The following is a 17,824-nucleotide window of genomic DNA, read 5'->3' as shown; positions in this document are numbered from 1 at the left end:
CCCCCCCCCCCCCCCCCCCCCCCCCCCCCCCCCCCCCCCCCCCCCCCCCCCCCCCCCCCCCCCCCGCCCCCCCCCACACCCCCCCGGCGCTGGCACCCCCACCCCGCTCCGCTTCGCGGATCGACCCTCCCCACAAGGGGGAGGGTAAGGAGTCGGACATCACTGCCCCATCTTGTAGTCGAGAAACCACTTCTTGTTCAGCGCCTCGATCGTGCCGTCGGCCTTCAGCGCCGCGATCGCCGCGTTGACCGGTTTCACCAGGTCCGAGCCTTTCGGGAAGATGAAGCCAAAATCCTCGGTGCCGAGCGGGCCGCCGATCAGCTTGAGCTTGCCGCCGGAGGCATCGACATAGCCTTTGCCGGCGGTGCCGTCGGTCAGGACGACATCGACGTCGCCGGATTTCAGTGCCTGCACCGAAGCGCCGAAGGTCTCGAACTGCTTGATGCGCGGGTTCTGCTCATTGCCGTCGAGCACGCTGTAGACGGCGGTGTAGAACGGCGTCGTTCCGGCCTGCGCGCCGATCAACCCGTCCTTGAAGGCGGCGAAGGTCTTGGCGTCGGTGAAGCGGCTTTCATCGGCGCGCACCAGCATGAACTGCTCCGAACGCATATAGGGGTCGGAGAAATCGACCTTCTCCTTTCGGTCGTCCTTGATGGTGATGCCGGTCATGCCAATGTTGTACTGGTTGTCGGAAACCGCCTGGATCATCGCGTCCCAGGAGGTGTTCTGGTACTCCACCTTGAAGTTCAGCCGCTTGGCGATTTCGTCCATCGCGTCATATTCCCAGCCGATCTGCTTGCCGGTCTTGGCGTCGATGAACTGCAGCGGCGGATAGGCGTTTTCCGTCACCACCACGACCTTCTTGCCGCCGAGATCGGGCAGCGCATCGGCCGCCCATGCAGCGACGGGCGCGAGGAAACAGGCCGCGAGGGCGGCCAGCAGCAGCTTCGATTTGGTCATGACACGCTCCAGGATGAGAAGCCCGCTTGCAGCCGGGCTCGCATGAAAATCCAGGCGCGACTTTAGCCGTCCGCAGACGGCTTGCAAGCCGGTCCGGTGCTCAGCGTCCGGTGAAAGCGGATTCCAATGCCTTCAACCAACGCGGTTTTAGAACGCCCCGCGGTCGGAATTTATTCCGTGATCCCGCGACGGCAAACCAGGCCTCTCACGGACACAAGGAAATCCGTCAAACGACGAGTCAGGACGGTGACGTCGCGTTGCGCAACTTGGCGGCAAATCCAGTCAAGGTCCGGTGCAGCGACTTCAGCTCTTCAGCTTCGAGCGGCATGGCGCAGGCAAGACCTGCGGATACGTCCTTGATGCGGGCGCGCAGCGCCTGACCCTTGGCAGTCGGTTCGACCAGCACGCGGCGCTCGTCGGCTGGATCGCGACGGCGGGTGACGAGACCAGCCGCTTCCATCCGCTTGAGCAGCGGCGTCAATGTCGCCGAATCCAGCCCCAGCGCCTCGCCGAGTTCGCCGACCGTGCTCGGCGCATGCTGCCACAGCGCCAGCATCGCCAAATATTGCGGATAGGTCAGGCCGAGCGGGTCAAGCAGCGGCCGATAGAGCTTGGTCATCAGCCCGCTCGCCGAATAGAGCGCGAAACACAGCTGCTGGTCGAGGCGCGGAACGGCAATCGTCCCGGCGGTGTCCGCCGGGACTTCTGTGACTCTCGTTTCGGTCTTGGTCGTCATGCTGCCTTTGCCGGAAGCGCCACTGTCGAAAGCGCCACCTCGATATTGCCCTTGATCGCATTGGAATAGGGGCAAATCTGGTGCGCAGCCGATACAAGCGCTTCCGCCGCCGCCTGATCAAGGCCTTTCGTCTCCGCAGTGAGCGCGACACCGAGTTTGAAGCCCTCGCCATGGGGAAGCAGGCTGACGGTGGAGGTCACCGACGCATCGGTCAACGGCAGCTTCTGCTTGCGCGCAACGAAGCGGATGGCGCTTTCGAAGCAGGCGGCATAACCGACCGCGAAAAGCTGCTCGGGATTGGTGGCGCCACCCGGTCCACCGAGTTCCTTCGGTAGAGCGAGGTCGACCTTGAGCAGGCCGTCGCTGGTCTCGCCATGCCCGGCGCGGCCGCCGGTGACGCGAGCCTGTGTGGTGTAGAGTGCCATATCAGTTCTCTCCGTTTTCATTTGTATACGATTATTTAGTGTACAGGATAATCTGAGTCAACAGCCGTGGCCGAACTCTCGACCGGCAATCGTTCACAGTCTGGTAAAACGAAAAAAGGCGGCCGAAGCCGCCTTCTCAACATCCTTGGTCGAGGTCTTATTCGGCCGGGGTCGCTTCCGCGGCCTTTGCGGCCTCGTGGGCGGCCTTGGCGGCTTCGTCGGCCGCCTTCTTCTCGGCGGCTTCCTGCGCGGCCTTCTCGGCTGCCAGCGCCTGGGCAGCGGCAACTTTCTCGGCTTCGATGCGGGCCTTCTCGGCGTTCAGCGCGTCGCGTTCCTCATCGTTGAGCTTGCGGGCGCGCACGCCGGTGTTTTCCGAAATACGGGCCGACTTGCCGCGACGGTCGCGCAAATAATAGAGCTTGGCGCGGCGCACCTTGCCGCGGCGCACGATCTCGACGCCTTCGACCATCGGCGAGTAGACCGGGAAAACGCGCTCGACGCCTTCGCCGTAGGAGATCTTGCGGACGGTGAAATTTTCCTGGAAGCCGGCGCCGGCGCGGGCGATGACGACGCCCTCATAGGCCTGGACGCGGGTGCGGGTGCCTTCGGTCACGCGGACCTGGACGCGCACGGTGTCGCCGGGCTGAAACTCGGGAAGCTTGCGCTTGGCTTCGATCTTGGCGGCCTGTTCGGCCTCGAGCTGACGGATGATATCCATCTCAATAGTCCACTTCTTGTTCTTCCGACAGTCAGAGCGTCCGACACTCGCCTTGCAGTTCCATTGACCGCTCGGCTATGCCCTTTGTCCTCGAGACATCTTGTCTTCGAAACATTGGGCAGGGGCGACTACACCGTCATTGTTGACGGGTCCGGGAGATTTTTCTCGCCAGTACGGGCGGGCACATACAGCTATTTCACTGACTTGTCACGCCTTGGCCCTGTCTTTTTTGGTCGCATGCCACCACGCAATCGTCCAGTGCAGGGTTGCGCCGGCCCTTCAAGCTTCCTAATCCGGGAGCAGCACACTTGTCCGGCGGCCTCACAATGTCTGTTTTCGACGCAGTCCTGCTCTTCCTCGCGGGTTTTCTGTCAGGCGCCGTCAACGCGGTTGCCGGCGGCGGCACCTTCATAACCTTCGGCGCCATGACGCTGGCCGGCCTGCCGCCGATCGTCGCCAACGCCACGTCCTCGGTGACGCAGTTTCCCGGTTACATCACCTCGACGCTGGCTTACTGGACCGACATCAAGCATTTCTGGCGCGGCGCGCTGCTGCTTTGCCTGATCTCGGCTTTGGGCGCGCTGGCTGGTGCGCTCATCCTGCTGGCGCTCTCAAATCCGTCGTTCCGCGCCCTCGTGCCGTGGCTGCTGCTGGCCGCAACCGCCTTGTTCGCCGCCGGGCCGTGGCTGAAACCAACGCCGAAGCCTGGGCATGAAGCCACGGTCGGCTCTCTGGCCGGTTCGCTGGCGCAGTTCGCTACCGCCATCTATGGCGGCTTCTTCGGCGCCGGCATGGGCGTCATGATGCTGGCGACGCTCGGCCTGACGCAATCCGGCGACTATCACCGGCTGAACGCGCTGAAGAACATGCTGGCCGTGGTCATCGCCGCCGTTGCCATACTGGTCTTCGTTTCCGGCGGCGTTGTTGCCTGGCCTCAGGCAATCGTCATGATCCCCGGCGGCGCGCTCGGCGGCTATGCCGGCGTCTGGATCGCCAAGCGCGTGCCGCAAAACGCAGTACGCGGCTTCGTCATCGCCGTCGGCCTGTTTCTCGCCGTCTACTATTTTGCCAAGGGCTGAGCGGCGAGCAAATCCGGCCGGCGCTCCCTGGTCAGCTTCTCGGACTCGGCGCGCCGCCACGCGGCGATCTTCTTGTGATTACCGGAGACCAGCACGTCGGGGATGGGGCGGCCTTCGAACTCCTGTGGCCGCGTGTAATGCGGGTGTTCGAGCAGGCCGTTCTCGAAACTTTCTTCCTCGCCCGACACCGCATTGCCCATGACGCCGGGCAACAGCCGCACAACGGCGTCGAGCAGTACGAGCGCCGCCGGCTCGCCGCCCGACAGGATGAAATCGCCGATGGAGACCTCTTCCAGTCCACGCGCCTCGATCAGCCGCTGGTCGACGCCCTCGAACCGGCCGCAAACGATGACGGCGCCTGGCCCGCCAGCCAGTTCGCGCACGTGCGCCTGCGTCAGCGGCTTTCCACGCGGGCTCATCAGCAAACGCGGCCGCGGATCGCCGGACGGCGAGGTGTGGTCGATCGCCTTGGCCAGCACATCGGCGCGCATCACCATGCCGGCGCCACCGCCGGCCGGCGTGTCGTCGACGGTGTGATGGCGATCGCTGGCGAAGTCGCGGATCTGGATAGCTTCCAGCGACCATGTCCCGACTTCGAGCGCCCGTCCGGCCAGCGACAGGCCTAGCCCGCCCGGAAACATCTCGGGATAGAGCGTCAGCACCGACGCCTTGAACGTCACCGGTTGCCTCCGGCTTCGCGCGGCCCGCGCGGTCGGCCCTTCGCGTCGAAATCTTCTTCGCGCGGCGCGTCGCCATCCTCATCCTCGACAAGGCCGGCGGCTGCCGGGTCGACGCGGAGAAAACCTTCGGCGATCGAAACCTGAGGCACGGCGGCCTGGGTGAACGGGATCAGCACGCCTTTGCGCCCGCCGAGGGTAACGTCGAGAATGTCGCCGCCGCCGAAATTATGCACCGCCACCACCTTGCCGATGACCGCGTCCTTATCGTCGCGGACTTCAAGTCCGACGAGATCGGCGTGGTAGAATTCGTCCTCCTCGCCATCGTCGGGGAGCATCGAGCGGTCGACGAACAGCTCGGTTCCGGCCAGCGCCTCGGCGGCGTTGCGGTCGGCAATGCCCTTGAAGCGCACCACCACGACGGTGTTGGCGGGCCTGATGTCGATGATCTGGAAGGCGCGGCCGTCCTTGGCATAGAGCGGCCCATAATCGGCCAGCGCCATCGGCTCGCCAGTGAAAGTCTTCACCCGCAATTCGCCCTTGATGCCGTGGGCGGCGCCGATCACGGCCATTTGCACGGGGTTCTGGGGCTTCGACATGGCTGATATCCTTTGCCCTGCTCTAACGCCCTACCGGCGTCATTTCAATGATCGCCCGTGGCCATTTCAATGACAGGTTCTTCACCGCTTCCTAACCCGGCTGCCTGACAATGGCGGCATGCAGGAATTTCTCATCCCGGCAAAACCCGACCTCCAGGCAGCGCGCGAAAGCTGGCTGAAGATGCTGGCGCGCGAGCGCCGGCTGGCGCCGGCGACCGTCGAAGCCTATGAGCGCGACACGCGCCAGTTCCTGCATTTCCTCACAGGGCATTGCGGCGGCTCGCCTGGTCTTTCCGACATCGCCACTCTGCGCCCGGCCGATCTGCGCGGCTTTCTTGCCGCGCGGCGCAACGCCGGCGCCGGCGCCCGCACGCTCGGACGCGGCCTCGCCGGCATCCGCTCGCTGCTGCGCTTCCTCGAACGGCGCGGTCTCGCCAATGCCGCCGGTGCCGCTGCGTTGCGCGCGCCGCGCCAGCCGAAATCGCTGCCCAAGCCGCTGACCGCCAGCGATGCCAAACATGTCGTGTCGGTGGAAGGCCAGCTGGCTGAAGAGCCCTGGATCGCCGCCCGCAACGCCGCCGTGCTGACGCTGCTTTATGGATCGGGCCTGCGCATTTCCGAAGCGCTGGGCCTCAGCGCCGCCGACCTGGCATCGGAAGCCGACACCGTGCTGCGCGTCACCGGCAAGGGTGGCAAGACACGGCTGGTGCCGGTGCTGCCGGTGGCGCTCAGGGCAATCGCCGAATACCGAAAACTGTGTCCCTACCATCCCGATCCCAAGGGCCTGCTGTTTCGCGGCGCCCGGGGCGGGCCGCTCAACCCGGCCATCGTCCAGCGCGACATGGCCAGGCTGCGCTCGGCGCTGAACCTGCCCGACACCGCGACGCCGCACGCGTTGCGCCATTCCTTCGCCACCCATCTGCTCGGGCGCGGCGGCGACCTGCGCACCATCCAGGAACTGCTCGGCCACGCCAGTCTGTCGACGACGCAGGTCTATACCGGCGTCGACACGGCAAGGCTGCTCGAGATCTACGAATCTGCCCATCCCCGCGCGTGACACTGTATAAGTCCAGGACAATTTCCCCACGCCGGTTAACCGTTTCGCCGCTTTTCAGTCCTAGAACCGCACCATGAAAAGCGCCCTTGCCATCGCCGACCGCGCGGCCCTTGTGTCGCTGAAGCTGCTCGTCGCGCTCAACGCCCTGTTATTCCTGTCTTTTCTCGTCGCGCTGCTGCTTGCCATGGGCAAGGCGCATGCCGAAGCCCCGGCCTGCGCCGGCGCCGATCTGCTATCGGCCCTGCAGAAGGAAGACCCCGCCGCCTATGCCAGGATCGAGACGGAAGCAGCAGCGACGCTGAACGGCAAGGGCCTGTTGTGGAAGTTGGAGAAATCAGGCGAAAAGCCGTCCTTCCTGTTCGGCACCATGCACATGACCGACCCGCGCGTGACCACTCTGCCGCCGGCAGCCAGGAAAGCCTATGACGCTGCGGGCACCATCATCATCGAGACCACCGACGTGCTCGACAAGCAGAAGATGATGGAGGCCATGCTCAAGGAACCCGAGCTGATGATGTTCACCGACAACACGACGTTGTCGTCGCTGTTGTCGCCGGAGGATGCGGCGGTGGTGAACAAAGGGCTCGATGCGCGCGGCATTCCGCCGGCGAGCGTCTCCAAGATGAAGCCGTGGCTGCTGTCGGCCATGGTCGCGCTGCCGGTCTGTGAGGTCGCCCGTCAGGCAGGCGGCGCACCGGTTCTGGACGTCAAGCTGGCGCAGGACGCCAAGGCCTTGGGCAAGCCGGTGGAAGGGTTGGAGACCGCCGCCAGCCAGCTGCACGCCATGGCCTCGCTGCCGCTTGCGTTCCACATCAAGGGGCTGGTCGAAACCCTGAAGCTCGGCGACAAGATCAACGACATCAACGAAACCATGATCGTGCTTTACCAGCGCGGCGATACCGGCACCTTCTGGCCGCTGTTACGTTCGATCTCGCCCGACGACGAGGACGCAGGTTACGCCGAATTCGACCAGACGATGATCACCGACCGCAACAAGGTCATGGCCGACCATGCCGCACCTATCCTGGCCAAGGGCAACGCCTTCATGGCCGTCGGCGCCATGCATCTTCCCGGCCCCGAAGGCCTGGTCGAGGATTTTCGCAAAGCCGGCTATACCGTCATCGCCGTCGACTGAGCGGCACCCGTCTTGAATACCGAATCAGGTAAGGCCCGGCTCTGTCCGGTGCGCAACTGATTCGCAAAGCGAAGGTGGTTGGCCCTATTTTTGGCGGAAAAGGCCAGCTAAGCTCGTTCTACCTCGTTCGTGATTGATTTTGCGGGGGAAATACAGGCCAACAAGCGGTTGCGAATCAGAATTTTCCTGCGTTCGTCAATTTGAAGGCCTAGTATGAACCCGTTCAACGGTTGCGCGTTGAGGGGTGTTGATTGATGCTTTTCATCCACGGAGGACACTTTTATGGCGAACCCTAACGATCCAGCGCCCAGGTCGGGTGGTGGCAGCGGCTGGCTGATTGCGCTGGTCGTCGTCATCCTTGCGATTGTCGCGTACTATGTTTTCGGCAGAAGCGGCGAACATCCTGCGCCCGCAGAGCCGCCGGCAGCCAGCACACCGGCGCCCGCACCTGCACCGGCTGAGCCGATGAAGCCCGCCGAACCGGCTCCCGCACCAGCCCCTGCGCCCGCACCGGCTCCTGCGCCAGCCCCGGCGCCCGCGCCCGCTCCGGCGCCGAGCCCGTAATCTGGCCAACTGATCTGGCATCTTGATTCCAGCCAAGAACGGCCCGCTGAAAAGCGGGCCGTTTTGTTTGGGTGCCTATCAGCGAGCGTCGCGATTTCTTCACCGCCCCTCTGTGCTGCCGGACATCTCTCCTCAAGGGGGAGATCGGCTGTCTCACGAACAGCGCCGGGTTAGAAACGTGAGAAACTTGAAAGCTCGCGACGCGGCGGTGAAGTCCAATCTCCCCCCTTGAGGGGGAGATGGCCGGCAGGCCACAGGGGGGTGCTGTCCCTCCAGCGTTTCCTTAAATATGGATCGGCTTGAAGAACGTCGCCAGCGCCGCTTCCTTGACCGCTTCCGACATTGTCGGATGCGCGTGGCAGGTGCGGGCGAGGTCTTCCGAGGAGCCGCCGAACTCCATCAGCACCGCCGCCTCATGGATCATCTCGCCGGCGCCGAAGCCGACAATGTGGACGCCGAGCACGCGGTCGCTGGCTTTGTCGGCGAGGATCTTCACGAAGCCGTCCGTGTGCAGCATGGCGCGCGCGCGGCCGTTGGCGGTGAACGGGAATTTGCCCATCTTGTAGTCGATGCCGGCCTTCCTCAGCTCTTCCTCTGTCTTGCCGACCGAAGCGATTTCCGGGCTGGTGTAGACGACGCTCGGAATGACGTCGTAATTCACATGGCCGGCCTGGCCGGCAATGGTCTCGGCCACCGCCACGCCTTCATCCTCGGCCTTGTGCGCCAGCATCGGCCCGGCGATGACGTCGCCAATGGCGTAGATGCCGGCCACGTTGGTCCTGAGATGCCCGTCGGTCTTGACCCGGCCGCGCTCGTCGACCTCGACGCCGGCTTCCTTCAGTCCAAGGCTGTCCGAATATGCGCGGCGTCCGGTCGAGATCAGCACCGCGTCGGCCTCGATGGTCTCGGCCGCCCCGCCCTTGACCGGTTCGAAGGTGACGGTCGCGCCCTTCTTGGCCTTGGCAACGCCGGTCACCTTGGCGCCGAGCTTGAACTCGAAACCCTGCTTCGAAAGCAGGCGTTGGAACTGCTTGGAAACCTCGCCGTCCATGCCGCCGAGGATGGTGTCGAGGAATTCAACCACGGTGACCTTGGCGCCGAGCCGCGCCCAGACCGAGCCGAGCTCCAGCCCGATGACGCCGCCGCCGACCACCACCAGATGGCCAGGCACTTTCTCCAGCGACAGCGCGCCGGTCGACGATACGATCACCTTCTCGTCGATGTCGACCTTGACGCCGGGAATGCCGGCGACATCGGAGCCCGTGGCAATAACGATATTTTTCGTCTCGATCTCCTCGACCTTGCCGTCCTCAGCCGTCACCAACACCTTGCCGGCCGCAACCACCTTCCCGGTGCCACGGAAACTATCGATCTTGTTTTTCTTGAACAGGAAGGCGACGCCATTGACGTTGGCCGAAACGGTCGCGTCCTTGTGCGCCATCATCTTCTTCAGATTGAGTTTCGGCGCCGGTATCTCGACGCCCAGCCCATCGAAGGAATGGCCGGCCTCGGCGAACATCTCCGAGGCATAAAGCAGCGCCTTGGATGGGATGCAGCCGATGTTCAGGCAGGTGCCGCCGAAAGTGGCGTTCTTCTCGACCACCGCGACCTTGAGCCCGAGCTGTGCCGCCTTGATGGCACAGACATAGCCGCCCGGTCCCGACCCGATGATAACGACATCATAAGCCATGTTCGTTTCCCTTAGCTTGGGGCTCAGCGGCCGCCGCTTACATTCAGGATTGCGCCCGTCGTGTAGGACGCTTCATCCGACAAAAGATAGAGAACGGCATGCGCGACTTCATCCGCCGTGCCGGCTCGTTTCATCGGCAGCATGTCGCGGAACCGCTCGACCCGGTCCGGCTGGCCGCCCGAAGCGTGGATCTCGGTGTCGATGATGCCCGGCCGTATCGCATTGACCCGCACGCCTTCGGTCGCGACTTCGCGCGCCAGTCCGAGCGTGAAGGTGTCGATCGCCGCCTTGGACGCGGCATAGTCGACATATTCGCCTGGCGAGCCGTGTAGCGACGCAGCCGACGAGATGTTGACGATGGCGCCGCCCTGGCCGCCATGCTTGCTCGACATGCGCCGCACCGCTTCGCGGGCGCACAGAAACGAGCCGATGACATTGATGCGCATCATGCGCTCCAGCCGCGCCAGGCTCATCTCGTCGACACGCGCCTTGACGTCGACGATTCCGGCATTGTTGACCAGGGCGTCGAGCCGGCCATAGGCGCTATCGACGGCTTCGAACACGGCGACGATGTCAGCCTCGACGCCGACATCGCCCTTGACCGCTATCGCTTCACCGCCACCGGCCTCGATCTCGGCGACCAGCGCCTGGGCCGCGGCCTCGTTTGCGGCATAGTTGACCGCGACGCGGTAGCCGGCCTTCGCCGCAAGCCGGCAAGTGGCCGCACCAATGCCGCGGCCGCCGCCGGTGACCAGAAGAACTTTCTTCGCCGCGCTCATTCCTGGCAACCTTTCAGCAAAAACACATCCCACGGCAGTTTCGAAAAACCGATGGAGCCAAAGGCGGACGACATCTGCAACGATGGACCCAGATCGGGGAAGATCAGGCTCTGCGGCGCGTCCGTGCCTTCCGCCGCCAGGAGCGCGATGTTGCCCTTGTCGTCGGCGCTGTAGACGACACCCTGCCACACCGTGCAGCCGGCAAGCTCGTCACCGGTCAATGCCGGCCTCGCTTTCGGCATCGCCATAGACAGCAAGCGCCAGCGGGCAGGCGGCATGCGCCTCGTAACCCGCTGCGAGAACAGCCAGCCCGGCCATAAATCCGATCATTGGCGAAGCGATGTTTGTCATGAATTGCTCGGGCTGCTCTCGCGGCCGTCGGCGTTTTCGAGCACCTCGAAATCGGTCATCAAGACCAGCGGCTCGCCGGCCGCATCTAGTCCCCAGAAGGAATAATAGTTCCCATCACCGAAGCCAGTGTCGAACATGGCTATATTAAGCGGATTTCCATCAACCGGATTATCCATGCGGAACTTGTCGAACGAGCATGCAACGTCAGCAAGATAGCTGTCGAGTTCCTCCTGCTCGGACATCAGCGTCAGAACCGACTTGTCCATGAACGAAGCAACATTATCATCGACAATAAATCCAGACTTCCAGGACGATGTGCCGACGTCGCGGACGAAGGCAGCCAACTCCCACCGCACCGGCAAGCCAGTGCCAAACCGCAATACCGCTGCAGCAACACGGCCTTGCGCCTCAAGCAACGTGACTGGATAGCATCCCGGCCTGACCTTACGGCTAAACACAGGCCGTTCCAGCCCGGTAATCAGTGGATCGCAAGCGATGATTTCGCCGGTCGGTAGCTCAAGCTCACCGATCGCGGTGACGATGATCTTCCGCTCCGCCATTTCGGCTTCGCTGAGAGCGAAGACACCGAGATTGCTGCTCGCCGGCGCCGAATCCCATTCAGTCGATGTGGCCGGCGGAGAGATGGCGGCGGAAGCCGCCGGCCGGGAACGCCTCAATACGCTACCCGCTACTCGACCGAGCTTGAACCCAAACCGCGCCAGCCAGCCGCTCATGACGGATCAGCTCCGATCACAAATCAAGCACCAGCCGTTCGGGATCCTCCAGGCTATCCTTGACGCGGACCAGGAAGGTCACGGCTTCCTTGCCGTCGACGATACGGTGATCGTAGCTCAGCGCCAGGTACATCATCGGCCGGATCACGATCTGGCCGCCGACCACGACCGGCCGGTCCTGGATCTTGTGCATGCCCAAAATCCCGGACTGCGGCGCATTGAGGATCGGCGTCGACATCAGCGAGCCGTAGACGCCGCCGTTGGAGATCGTGAACGTGCCGCCTTGCATGTCGGCGACCGAGAGCTTGCCGTCACGCGCGGCGATGCCCAGCCGGCCGATATCCTTCTCGATCTCGGCAATCGACATTTGGTCGGCATTGCGCACCACTGGCACGACGAGACCCTTTTCGGTGCCGACGGCAACGCCGATATGGGCATAGTTCTTGAAGATGATGTCGGTGCCGTCGATCTCGGCATTGACCGAGGGGATTTCCTTCAATGCGTGCGTAACCGCCTTGGTGAAGAAGCCCATGAAGCCGAGCTTCACGCCATGCTTCTTCTCGAAGATGTCCTTGTACTTGGTCCTGAGCGCCATCACCGCCGACATGTCGACCTCGTTGAAGGTGGTCAGCATGGCGGCGGTCGACTGCGCTTCCTTCAGCCGGCGCGCAATGGTCTGGCGCAGCTTGGTCATGCGCACGCGCTCCTCGCGCGACGCATCGTCGCCCGAAGACGGCGCACGCACAGCGACCGGAGCCGGTGCGGCCTTCGGAATTTCGGCCGGCTGCGACGGCGCGCCCTTGGAAATCGCGTCGAGCACATCGCCCTTCAGCACCTGGCCGCGCTTGCCCGACCCGGAAACCTGGTCGACCGACAGATTGTTCTCGGCGATCAGCTTCGCGGCAGCTGGCGCCGGCGGCATGGTGCGCGGCTCGACCGGCCCGGCGTCGCCGGCTATCTTGGCGGTCTCAGCCGCAGCCTGCCTGGTCGTGTGCGCTGCGTCCGGGCTCGAAGCCTGCGACACCGCTTGCGGCTTGGTCTCCTGCTTGGACGCCGGGGCGGCCGTGGCGACGCCTGCCGAGATCGAACCCAGCAACGCGCCGACGCCAACGGTCTCGCCTTCCTTGGCGGTGATCTCGCCCAGCGTGCCGGCGGCGGCAGCAGGCACCTCCACCGTCACCTTGTCGGTTTCGAGCTCGACCAGCGGCTCGTCGACGGCAATGGCATCGCCGACCTTCTTGAACCACTTGCCGATGGTCGCCTCGGTGACGGATTCGCCGAGAGTGGGAACGCGGATTTCGGTAGCCATTGTGCCTGTTCCGTTTCTTCTCTGTCTGTTCTGTGTGCCGAGTTCTGTCTTTATGTTTTACGCAATTCCGGACGGAAAACCGCTCACACTTTTCCTGGAATTGCTCTATTCGCCAAGCGCGTCTTCGAGCAGGGCGGCGAGCTGCGCCAAATGCTTCGACATCAACCCGGTCGCCGGAGATGCCGCCGCAGGACGTCCGGTGTAGCGCACCCGCTGATGCTTGGCGTCGATATGCGCCAGCACCCATTCCAGATACGGATCGATGAACGACCAGGCGCCCATGTTCTTGGGCTCTTCCTGGCACCACACCATCTCGGCATTACGGAAACGCGACAGTTCGGTGATCAGCGCCTTGGCCGGGAACGGATAGAGCTGTTCGACGCGCAAGAGATAGATGTCGTTGATGCCGCGCTTCTCGCGTTCCTCGTACAGGTCGTAATAGACCTTGCCCGAGCACAGCACGACGCGGCGGATCTTGGAATCCTTGGTGAGCTTGATCGTCTGGTTCTGCAGCAGCTGGGCATCGTCCCACAAAAGCCGGTGGAACGAGCTTTCGCCCGAAATCTCCGGCAGCGTCGACACTGCCCGCTTGTGGCGCAGCAGCGATTTCGGCGTCATCAGGATCAGCGGCTTGCGGAAGTCGCGCTTCAGCTGCCGGCGCAATATGTGGAAGTAGTTGGCCGGCGTGGTGCAGTTGGCGACTTGCATATTGTCTTCGGCGCAAAGCTGCAGAAAGCGCTCGAGCCGGGCCGAAGAATGCTCCGGACCCTGGCCTTCATAGCCATGCGGCAGCAGGCATACCAGGCCTGACATTCTGAGCCACTTGCGCTCGCCCGACGAGATGAACTGGTCGAACACCACCTGGGCGCCGTTGGCGAAATCGCCGAACTGCGCTTCCCAGAGCGTCAGCGCCTTCGGCTCGGCCAGGCTGTAGCCATATTCGAAGCCAAGCACCGCCTCTTCCGACAGCATCGAGTTGATGACTTCGTAGCCGGCCTGTGCCGCCGACAGATTGTTGAGCGGGATGTAGCGGGTCTCGTCCTTCTGGTCGTAGAGCACGGAATGGCGCTGCGAGAAGGTGCCCCGTTCTGAATCCTGGCCGGAGAGCCGGATCGGATTGCCGTCGAGCAGGATGGCGCCGAAGGCCAGCGCCTCGGCCGTCGACCAGTCGATGCCTTCGCCGGAGTCGATCGCCTGGCGGCGGTTTTCGAGGAAGCGGATGATGGTCTTGTGCGCCTCGAAACCCTTCGGCACCTCGGTCAGTTTCTTGCCGATGTCCTTCAGCACCTTGACCGGCACCGCGGTTTTCCCGCGGCGCTGTTCGTCCTGGTTGTCGGCGGTGCGCAGGCCGGACCAGGCACCGTCCAGCCAGTCGGCCTTGTTAGGCTTGTAGTGCTGGCCGACTTCCCATTCGGATTCCAGATGGGCGCGCCAGTCGGCCTTCATCTTGTCGAGTTCGGCCTGGCTGATGTGGCCCTCGGCGATCAGCCGCTCGCCATAGATCTGCACCGTCGTCTTGTGGTTGCGGATGTTGGCGTACATGATCGGCTGGGTGAAGGCTGGCTCGTCGCCCTCATTGTGGCCGAAGCGGCGATAGCAGAACATGTCCACCACCACCGGCTTGTGGAACTTCATGCGAAATTCGATCGCCACCTTGGTGGCATGCACCACCGCTTCCGGGTCGTCGCCATTGACGTGGAAGATCGGCGCCTCGATCATCTTGGCGACGTCGGACGGATAGGGCGACGAGCGCGAGAAGCGCGGATTGGTGGTGAAGCCGATCTGGTTGTTGATGATGAAATGCAGAGTGCCGGCGACGCGGTGGCCGCGCAACCCCGACAGGCCGAGGATTTCGGCAATCACACCTTGGCCGGCAAAGGCGGCATCGCCATGCAGAAGCAGCGGCAGCACCTTGGCGCGCTCTTCCAGCGGCACGATCTCCTCGCGGCTGCGGCCGAACAGATAGTCCTGCTTGGCGCGCGCCTTGCCCATCACAACCGGATCGACGATTTCCAGATGCGAGGGATTGGCGGTCAGCGACAGATGCACCTTGTTGCCGTCGAATTCGCGGTCCGACGAGGCGCCGAGATGGTACTTGACGTCGCCCGAGCCCTCGACCTCGTCAGGAGCGGCCGAGCCGCCCTTGAACTCGTGGAAGATGGCGCGGTGCGGCTTGGCCATCACCTGGGACAGCACGTTCAGCCGGCCGCGATGCGCCATGCCGAGCACGATCTCCTTCATGCCGAGCTGGCCGCCGCGCTTGATGATCTGCTCCAGCGCCGGGATCAGGCCTTCGCTACCATCGAGGCCGAAGCGCTTGGTACCCTTGTACTTGACATCGATGAACTGCTCGAAGCCTTCGGCCTCGACCAGCTTCTGCAGGATCGCTTTTTTTCCCGTAGCGGTGAAGGAAATCTCCTTGTCGGCACCCTCGATGCGCGCCTGGATCCAGGCCTTCTCCTCGGGATCGGAAATGTGCATGAACTCGACACCTAGCGTCGAGCAATAGGTGCGGGTCAGGATCTCCAGCATCTGCCGGATGGTGCCGAATTCGAGGCCGAGCACATTGTCGAGGAAGATCGGCCGGTCGTAGTCGGCTGCGGTAAAACCGTAATTTTCCGGCGACAGCTCGTTATAGTCCTCAAGCGGCTTGGCGATGCCGAGCGGGTCGAGATTGGCGTGCAGATGGCCGCGCATGCGGAAGGCGCGGATCATCATGATGGCGCGCACCGAATCGCGCGTCGCCTGATGCACGTCGGCATCCGATAGCACGACGCCATTGGTGACCGCCTTGTCCTTGACCTTCTTTTCCAGATGCTTCTCGACGATGCCCCAATTGCCGTCCAGCGCCGACACCAGTTCGCCATTGGCCTGCAGCGGCCAGGACGGCTTTGCCCAGGAAGCGCCCTTGGCGTTCTTGCGCACATCGCCGGCGTCGTCCTTCAGCCCGGCGAAGAAATCCTGCCATTCGGGGTTTACTGACTCTGGATCATCCTCATAGGAGGCATACAACGCGTCGATATAGTCGGCATTGCCGCCATACAGGAAAGAGGTGAGCGAAAATTGGTCGTTGGCCTGATCTTGTCTTGCCATTTTTGTCTGCGGAGCCTGGCTCCGTCTCCTTTTCAAAAGCGAATAGTGAGTAGCGAATAGCGAGTAGGGATTTTTTCCGGGTCGCGCCGTTACTCTCTTTTCCCTATTCGCTATTCACTACTCGCTACTCACTTAGCCTTTGATCGCCTCGACCAGGGTCGTGCCCAGACGCGCCGGCGATGGCGATACCTTGATGCCGGCCGATTCCATCGCCGCGATCTTGTCTTCCGCGCCGCCCTTGCCGCCGGAGATGACCGCGCCCGCATGGCCCATGGTGCGACCGGCCGGCGCAGTGCGCCCGGCGATGAAGCCGGCCATCGGTTTCCTGCGGCCGCGCTTGGCCTCGTCCTTGAGGAACTGCGCGGCGTCTTCCTCGGCCGAACCGCCGATCTCGCCGATCATGATGATCGACTTGGTCTCGTCGTCGGCAAGGAACATTTCGAGCATGTCGATGAACTCGGTGCCTTTTACGGGGTCGCCGCCGATACCGACGGCGGTGGTCTGGCCGAGGCCGACATTGGTGGTCTGGAACACTGCCTCATAGGTAAGCGTTCCCGAGCGCGAAACAACGCCGACCGAGCCCTTGCGGAAGATGTTGCCGGGCATGATACCGATCTTGCATTCGTCGGGGGTGAGCACGCCGGGGCAGTTCGGGCCGATCAGCCGCGAGGTCGAGCGGTCGAGCCGCGCCTTGACCCTAACCATGTCCATCACCGGAATGCCTTCGGTGATGCAGACGATCAGCGGGATCTCGGCTTCGATGGCTTCGAGGATGGCTTCGGCGGCGCCCGCCGGCGGCACATAGACCACCGAGGCATTGGCGCCGGTCTTTTCCTTGCCCTCGGCAACGGAACCGAAGATCGGCAGGTTTTCGCCCTTGGCGCCGGTCCAGGTCTCGCCACCCTTCTTGGGATGGATGCCGCCGACCATCCTGGTGCCGTGATAGGCCAAGGCCTGCTCGGTGTGGAACGTGCCGGTCTTGCCGGTCAGGCCCTGAACCAGCACCTTGGTGTTCTTGTCGATGAGAATGGACATCGGAGCCCTTTTCTAAAAACCGTTGATCGAGGAAGGCGAAACGCGCCGGTAGACGCCGCTCACCATGTCTTGCCAGCTGTCGCTGCCGGCAGGTTTGAAATGCAGTCGCATCCGGTAGGCATCGGGAGTGTCGAAAATATACGTCACGCGCGCTGAGCCGCGCGGCGATGACCGCTCCAGAATCAGTTCTGCGCCGTTCCATGCACCTGTGGCCGGCAAGGCCGGCATAAAACCCATGGAATCGAACTGGTGCATCGTGAAGAGCCTGTTTGGCTGGTCGAAGCCGAACACGCTGTGCGAGCCGAACGAGACCGTGCCGTCGCGGCGCTGGCGATAGCGCTGCACCACGAACAGGCCGCCGAACTGTGGCTCCGCCAGCACTTCCGACGTCGCCGGTCCACCATCGGCCCATTGTGTTTCCGCCACCTCTTCCTCGCCGCGCCACGCGCCGACCAGCGCCTGCAGGCGTTGGTGATCGGCCGAGAGCGAGGAGAAGGCGTTCATGGTCAGAGCCGCTTCAGGTCGGAGACGGTGAGGTCGCTCTTGGCGTTGCCGGTGTTGAGCGTCGTTGCCGGCTCGAACATCAGCACCACCGGCTCGGCGGTCAGCGACCGCGGCCGATGCTCGACGCCCTTCGGCACGACGATGAAATCACCCTCGCCGAGTTCGACCGGACCGTCACGGAAATCGATGGCGATCTTGCCCCGCAGGACGAGGAAGGCTTCGTCCTCATGCTCATGCGCGTGCCAGTCGAAGGTCTCGCCGAACTTGGCGACCTTCGCCTGGCTGTCATTGACGTCGCCGGCGATATGCGGATCGAAGACCTTGGTGATCGTTCGATCCGCCGCCTCGACCAGGTTTATCTTGCGCGGAGGCATTCGCC

At 63.5% G+C, this 17,824-nt stretch carries 19 protein-coding genes; 3 read left to right on the top strand and 16 right to left on the bottom strand.

Annotated features, from left to right (window positions below; all coding sequences use genetic code 11):
- Positions 1 to 159: 159 nt before the first annotated feature.
- The 4 genes from NKJ64_RS26940 to rplS all read right to left on the bottom strand — a co-directional run bounded on the left by NKJ64_RS26940 (position 160) and on the right by rplS (position 2,839).
- Positions 160 to 960 (bottom strand): transporter substrate-binding domain-containing protein, encoded by an 801-nt coding sequence (locus tag NKJ64_RS26940; RefSeq protein ID WP_023687705.1) that lies wholly within the window; start codon positions 958 to 960, stop codon positions 160 to 162.
- Positions 961 to 1,198: 238 nt separating this feature from the next.
- Positions 1,199 to 1,696, bottom strand: coding sequence for a MarR family winged helix-turn-helix transcriptional regulator (locus NKJ64_RS26935; RefSeq protein WP_352463611.1), 498 nt, complete (start codon positions 1,694 to 1,696; stop codon positions 1,199 to 1,201).
- Complete coding sequence (locus NKJ64_RS26930; protein ID WP_352463610.1) at positions 1,693 to 2,121, bottom strand: organic hydroperoxide resistance protein; 429 nt, start codon at positions 2,119 to 2,121, stop codon at positions 1,693 to 1,695. Before NKJ64_RS26930 ends, NKJ64_RS26935 begins: the two co-directional genes overlap by 4 nt.
- A 157-nt stretch (positions 2,122 to 2,278) precedes the next feature.
- A complete protein-coding gene (gene rplS, locus NKJ64_RS26925) occupies positions 2,279 to 2,839 on the bottom strand; it encodes a 50S ribosomal protein L19 (RefSeq protein WP_352463609.1) in 561 nt (186 codons plus the stop codon).
- Positions 2,840 to 3,165: 326 nt separating this feature from the next.
- On the opposite strand from rplS, the gene NKJ64_RS26920 reads away from it, so the two are divergent.
- On the top strand, positions 3,166 to 3,918 hold the full coding sequence (locus NKJ64_RS26920; RefSeq protein WP_023683874.1) for a sulfite exporter TauE/SafE family protein: 753 nt from the start codon (positions 3,166 to 3,168) through the stop codon (positions 3,916 to 3,918).
- On the opposite strand, the gene trmD is transcribed toward NKJ64_RS26920, so the two are convergent.
- Together trmD and rimM are read right to left on the bottom strand one after the other, a co-directional pair.
- Positions 3,900 to 4,598: a tRNA (guanosine(37)-N1)-methyltransferase TrmD gene (gene trmD, locus NKJ64_RS26915; protein WP_352463608.1), complete on the bottom strand. Its 699-nt coding sequence runs from the start codon at positions 4,596 to 4,598 to the stop codon at positions 3,900 to 3,902. The two genes, NKJ64_RS26920 and trmD, sit on opposite strands and share 19 nt — an antisense overlap.
- Complete coding sequence (gene rimM / locus NKJ64_RS26910; protein WP_023732892.1) at positions 4,595 to 5,194, bottom strand: ribosome maturation factor RimM; 600 nt, start codon at positions 5,192 to 5,194, stop codon at positions 4,595 to 4,597. The genes trmD and rimM overlap by 4 nt, the downstream gene beginning before the upstream one ends.
- A 118-nt stretch (positions 5,195 to 5,312) precedes the next feature.
- Between rimM and NKJ64_RS26905 the strand changes: the two genes are divergently transcribed.
- Together NKJ64_RS26905 and NKJ64_RS26900 are read left to right on the top strand one after the other, a co-directional pair.
- Positions 5,313 to 6,251 carry a tyrosine recombinase XerC gene (locus NKJ64_RS26905; RefSeq protein ID WP_023755636.1) on the top strand — a complete coding sequence of 313 codons (939 nt, stop codon included), beginning with the start codon at positions 5,313 to 5,315 and terminating at the stop codon, positions 6,249 to 6,251.
- Positions 6,252 to 6,324: 73 nt separating this feature from the next.
- Complete coding sequence (locus NKJ64_RS26900; protein ID WP_023826885.1) at positions 6,325 to 7,386, top strand: TraB/GumN family protein; 1,062 nt, start codon at positions 6,325 to 6,327, stop codon at positions 7,384 to 7,386.
- Positions 7,387 to 8,233: 847 nt separating this feature from the next.
- On the opposite strand, the gene lpdA is transcribed toward NKJ64_RS26900, so the two are convergent.
- The 10 genes from lpdA to NKJ64_RS26855 all read right to left on the bottom strand — a co-directional run bounded on the left by lpdA (position 8,234) and on the right by NKJ64_RS26855 (position 17,819).
- Positions 8,234 to 9,640 carry a dihydrolipoyl dehydrogenase gene (gene lpdA, locus NKJ64_RS26895; RefSeq protein WP_023826884.1) on the bottom strand — a complete coding sequence of 469 codons (1,407 nt, stop codon included), beginning with the start codon at positions 9,638 to 9,640 and terminating at the stop codon, positions 8,234 to 8,236.
- A gap of 23 nt (positions 9,641 to 9,663) precedes the next feature.
- Positions 9,664 to 10,419, bottom strand: a complete 756-nt coding sequence (locus tag NKJ64_RS26890) for an SDR family oxidoreductase (RefSeq protein ID WP_023826883.1) — start codon at positions 10,417 to 10,419, stop codon at positions 9,664 to 9,666.
- Complete coding sequence (locus NKJ64_RS30565) at positions 10,416 to 10,640, bottom strand: hypothetical protein (protein ID WP_023826882.1); 225 nt, start codon at positions 10,638 to 10,640, stop codon at positions 10,416 to 10,418. Before NKJ64_RS30565 ends, NKJ64_RS26890 begins: the two co-directional genes overlap by 4 nt.
- On the bottom strand, positions 10,630 to 10,770 hold the full coding sequence (locus NKJ64_RS30560; RefSeq protein ID WP_502902344.1) for a hypothetical protein: 141 nt from the start codon (positions 10,768 to 10,770) through the stop codon (positions 10,630 to 10,632). Before NKJ64_RS30560 ends, NKJ64_RS30565 begins: the two co-directional genes overlap by 11 nt.
- Positions 10,767 to 11,504 carry a DUF4241 domain-containing protein gene (locus tag NKJ64_RS26880; RefSeq protein WP_050485860.1) on the bottom strand — a complete coding sequence of 246 codons (738 nt, stop codon included), beginning with the start codon at positions 11,502 to 11,504 and terminating at the stop codon, positions 10,767 to 10,769. Before NKJ64_RS26880 ends, NKJ64_RS30560 begins: the two co-directional genes overlap by 4 nt.
- Before the next feature lie 16 nt (positions 11,505 to 11,520).
- On the bottom strand, positions 11,521 to 12,813 hold the full coding sequence (gene odhB / locus NKJ64_RS26875; RefSeq protein WP_023670535.1) for a 2-oxoglutarate dehydrogenase complex dihydrolipoyllysine-residue succinyltransferase: 1,293 nt from the start codon (positions 12,811 to 12,813) through the stop codon (positions 11,521 to 11,523).
- A 105-nt stretch (positions 12,814 to 12,918) separates the two neighbouring features.
- On the bottom strand, positions 12,919 to 15,906 hold the full coding sequence (locus tag NKJ64_RS26870) for a 2-oxoglutarate dehydrogenase E1 component (RefSeq protein WP_031197134.1): 2,988 nt from the start codon (positions 15,904 to 15,906) through the stop codon (positions 12,919 to 12,921).
- Positions 15,907 to 16,038: 132 nt separating this feature from the next.
- Positions 16,039 to 16,941 carry a succinate--CoA ligase subunit alpha gene (gene sucD, locus NKJ64_RS26865; protein WP_352463607.1) on the bottom strand — a complete coding sequence of 301 codons (903 nt, stop codon included), beginning with the start codon at positions 16,939 to 16,941 and terminating at the stop codon, positions 16,039 to 16,041.
- A 12-nt stretch (positions 16,942 to 16,953) separates the two neighbouring features.
- A complete protein-coding gene (locus NKJ64_RS26860) occupies positions 16,954 to 17,445 on the bottom strand; it encodes a DUF1579 family protein (RefSeq protein ID WP_023687694.1) in 492 nt (163 codons plus the stop codon).
- Positions 17,446 to 17,447: 2 nt separating this feature from the next.
- Positions 17,448 to 17,819 carry a cupin domain-containing protein gene (locus NKJ64_RS26855; protein WP_023706740.1) on the bottom strand — a complete coding sequence of 124 codons (372 nt, stop codon included), beginning with the start codon at positions 17,817 to 17,819 and terminating at the stop codon, positions 17,448 to 17,450.
- Positions 17,820 to 17,824: the final 5 nt, after the last annotated feature.

Source organism: Mesorhizobium sp. M0062, from assembly GCF_040323125.1.
Classification (GTDB): Bacteria; Pseudomonadota; Alphaproteobacteria; order Rhizobiales; family Rhizobiaceae; genus Mesorhizobium.
This window is presented reverse-complemented; position numbering and strand designations above follow the sequence as displayed.

Excerpts from the sequence above, each read along its gene's own strand:
- NKJ64_RS26940 (WP_023687705.1), bottom strand. The coding sequence starts at position 960 with ATGACCAAATCGAAGCTGCTGCTGGCCGCCCTCGCGGCCTGTTTCCTC.
- NKJ64_RS26935 (WP_352463611.1), bottom strand. The coding sequence starts at position 1,696 with ATGACGACCAAGACCGAAACGAGAGTCACAGAAGTCCCGGCGGACACC.
- NKJ64_RS26930 (WP_352463610.1), bottom strand. The coding sequence starts at position 2,121 with ATGGCACTCTACACCACACAGGCTCGCGTCACCGGCGGCCGCGCCGGG.
- rplS (WP_352463609.1), bottom strand. The coding sequence starts at position 2,839 with ATGGATATCATCCGTCAGCTCGAGGCCGAACAGGCCGCCAAGATCGAA.
- NKJ64_RS26920 (WP_023683874.1), top strand. The coding sequence starts at position 3,166 with ATGTCTGTTTTCGACGCAGTCCTGCTCTTCCTCGCGGGTTTTCTGTCA.
- rimM (WP_023732892.1), bottom strand. The coding sequence starts at position 5,194 with ATGTCGAAGCCCCAGAACCCCGTGCAAATGGCCGTGATCGGCGCCGCC.
- NKJ64_RS26905 (WP_023755636.1), top strand. The coding sequence starts at position 5,313 with ATGCAGGAATTTCTCATCCCGGCAAAACCCGACCTCCAGGCAGCGCGC.
- NKJ64_RS26900 (WP_023826885.1), top strand. The coding sequence starts at position 6,325 with ATGAAAAGCGCCCTTGCCATCGCCGACCGCGCGGCCCTTGTGTCGCTG.
- lpdA (WP_023826884.1), bottom strand. The coding sequence starts at position 9,640 with ATGGCTTATGATGTCGTTATCATCGGGTCGGGACCGGGCGGCTATGTC.
- NKJ64_RS26890 (WP_023826883.1), bottom strand. The coding sequence starts at position 10,419 with ATGAGCGCGGCGAAGAAAGTTCTTCTGGTCACCGGCGGCGGCCGCGGC.
- NKJ64_RS30560 (WP_502902344.1), bottom strand. The coding sequence starts at position 10,770 with ATGACAAACATCGCTTCGCCAATGATCGGATTTATGGCCGGGCTGGCT.
- NKJ64_RS26880 (WP_050485860.1), bottom strand. The coding sequence starts at position 11,504 with ATGAGCGGCTGGCTGGCGCGGTTTGGGTTCAAGCTCGGTCGAGTAGCG.
- odhB (WP_023670535.1), bottom strand. The coding sequence starts at position 12,813 with ATGGCTACCGAAATCCGCGTTCCCACTCTCGGCGAATCCGTCACCGAG.
- NKJ64_RS26870 (WP_031197134.1), bottom strand. The coding sequence starts at position 15,906 with ATGGCAAGACAAGATCAGGCCAACGACCAATTTTCGCTCACCTCTTTC.
- sucD (WP_352463607.1), bottom strand. The coding sequence starts at position 16,941 with ATGTCCATTCTCATCGACAAGAACACCAAGGTGCTGGTTCAGGGCCTG.
- NKJ64_RS26860 (WP_023687694.1), bottom strand. The coding sequence starts at position 17,445 with ATGAACGCCTTCTCCTCGCTCTCGGCCGATCACCAACGCCTGCAGGCG.
- NKJ64_RS26855 (WP_023706740.1), bottom strand. The coding sequence starts at position 17,819 with ATGCCTCCGCGCAAGATAAACCTGGTCGAGGCGGCGGATCGAACGATC.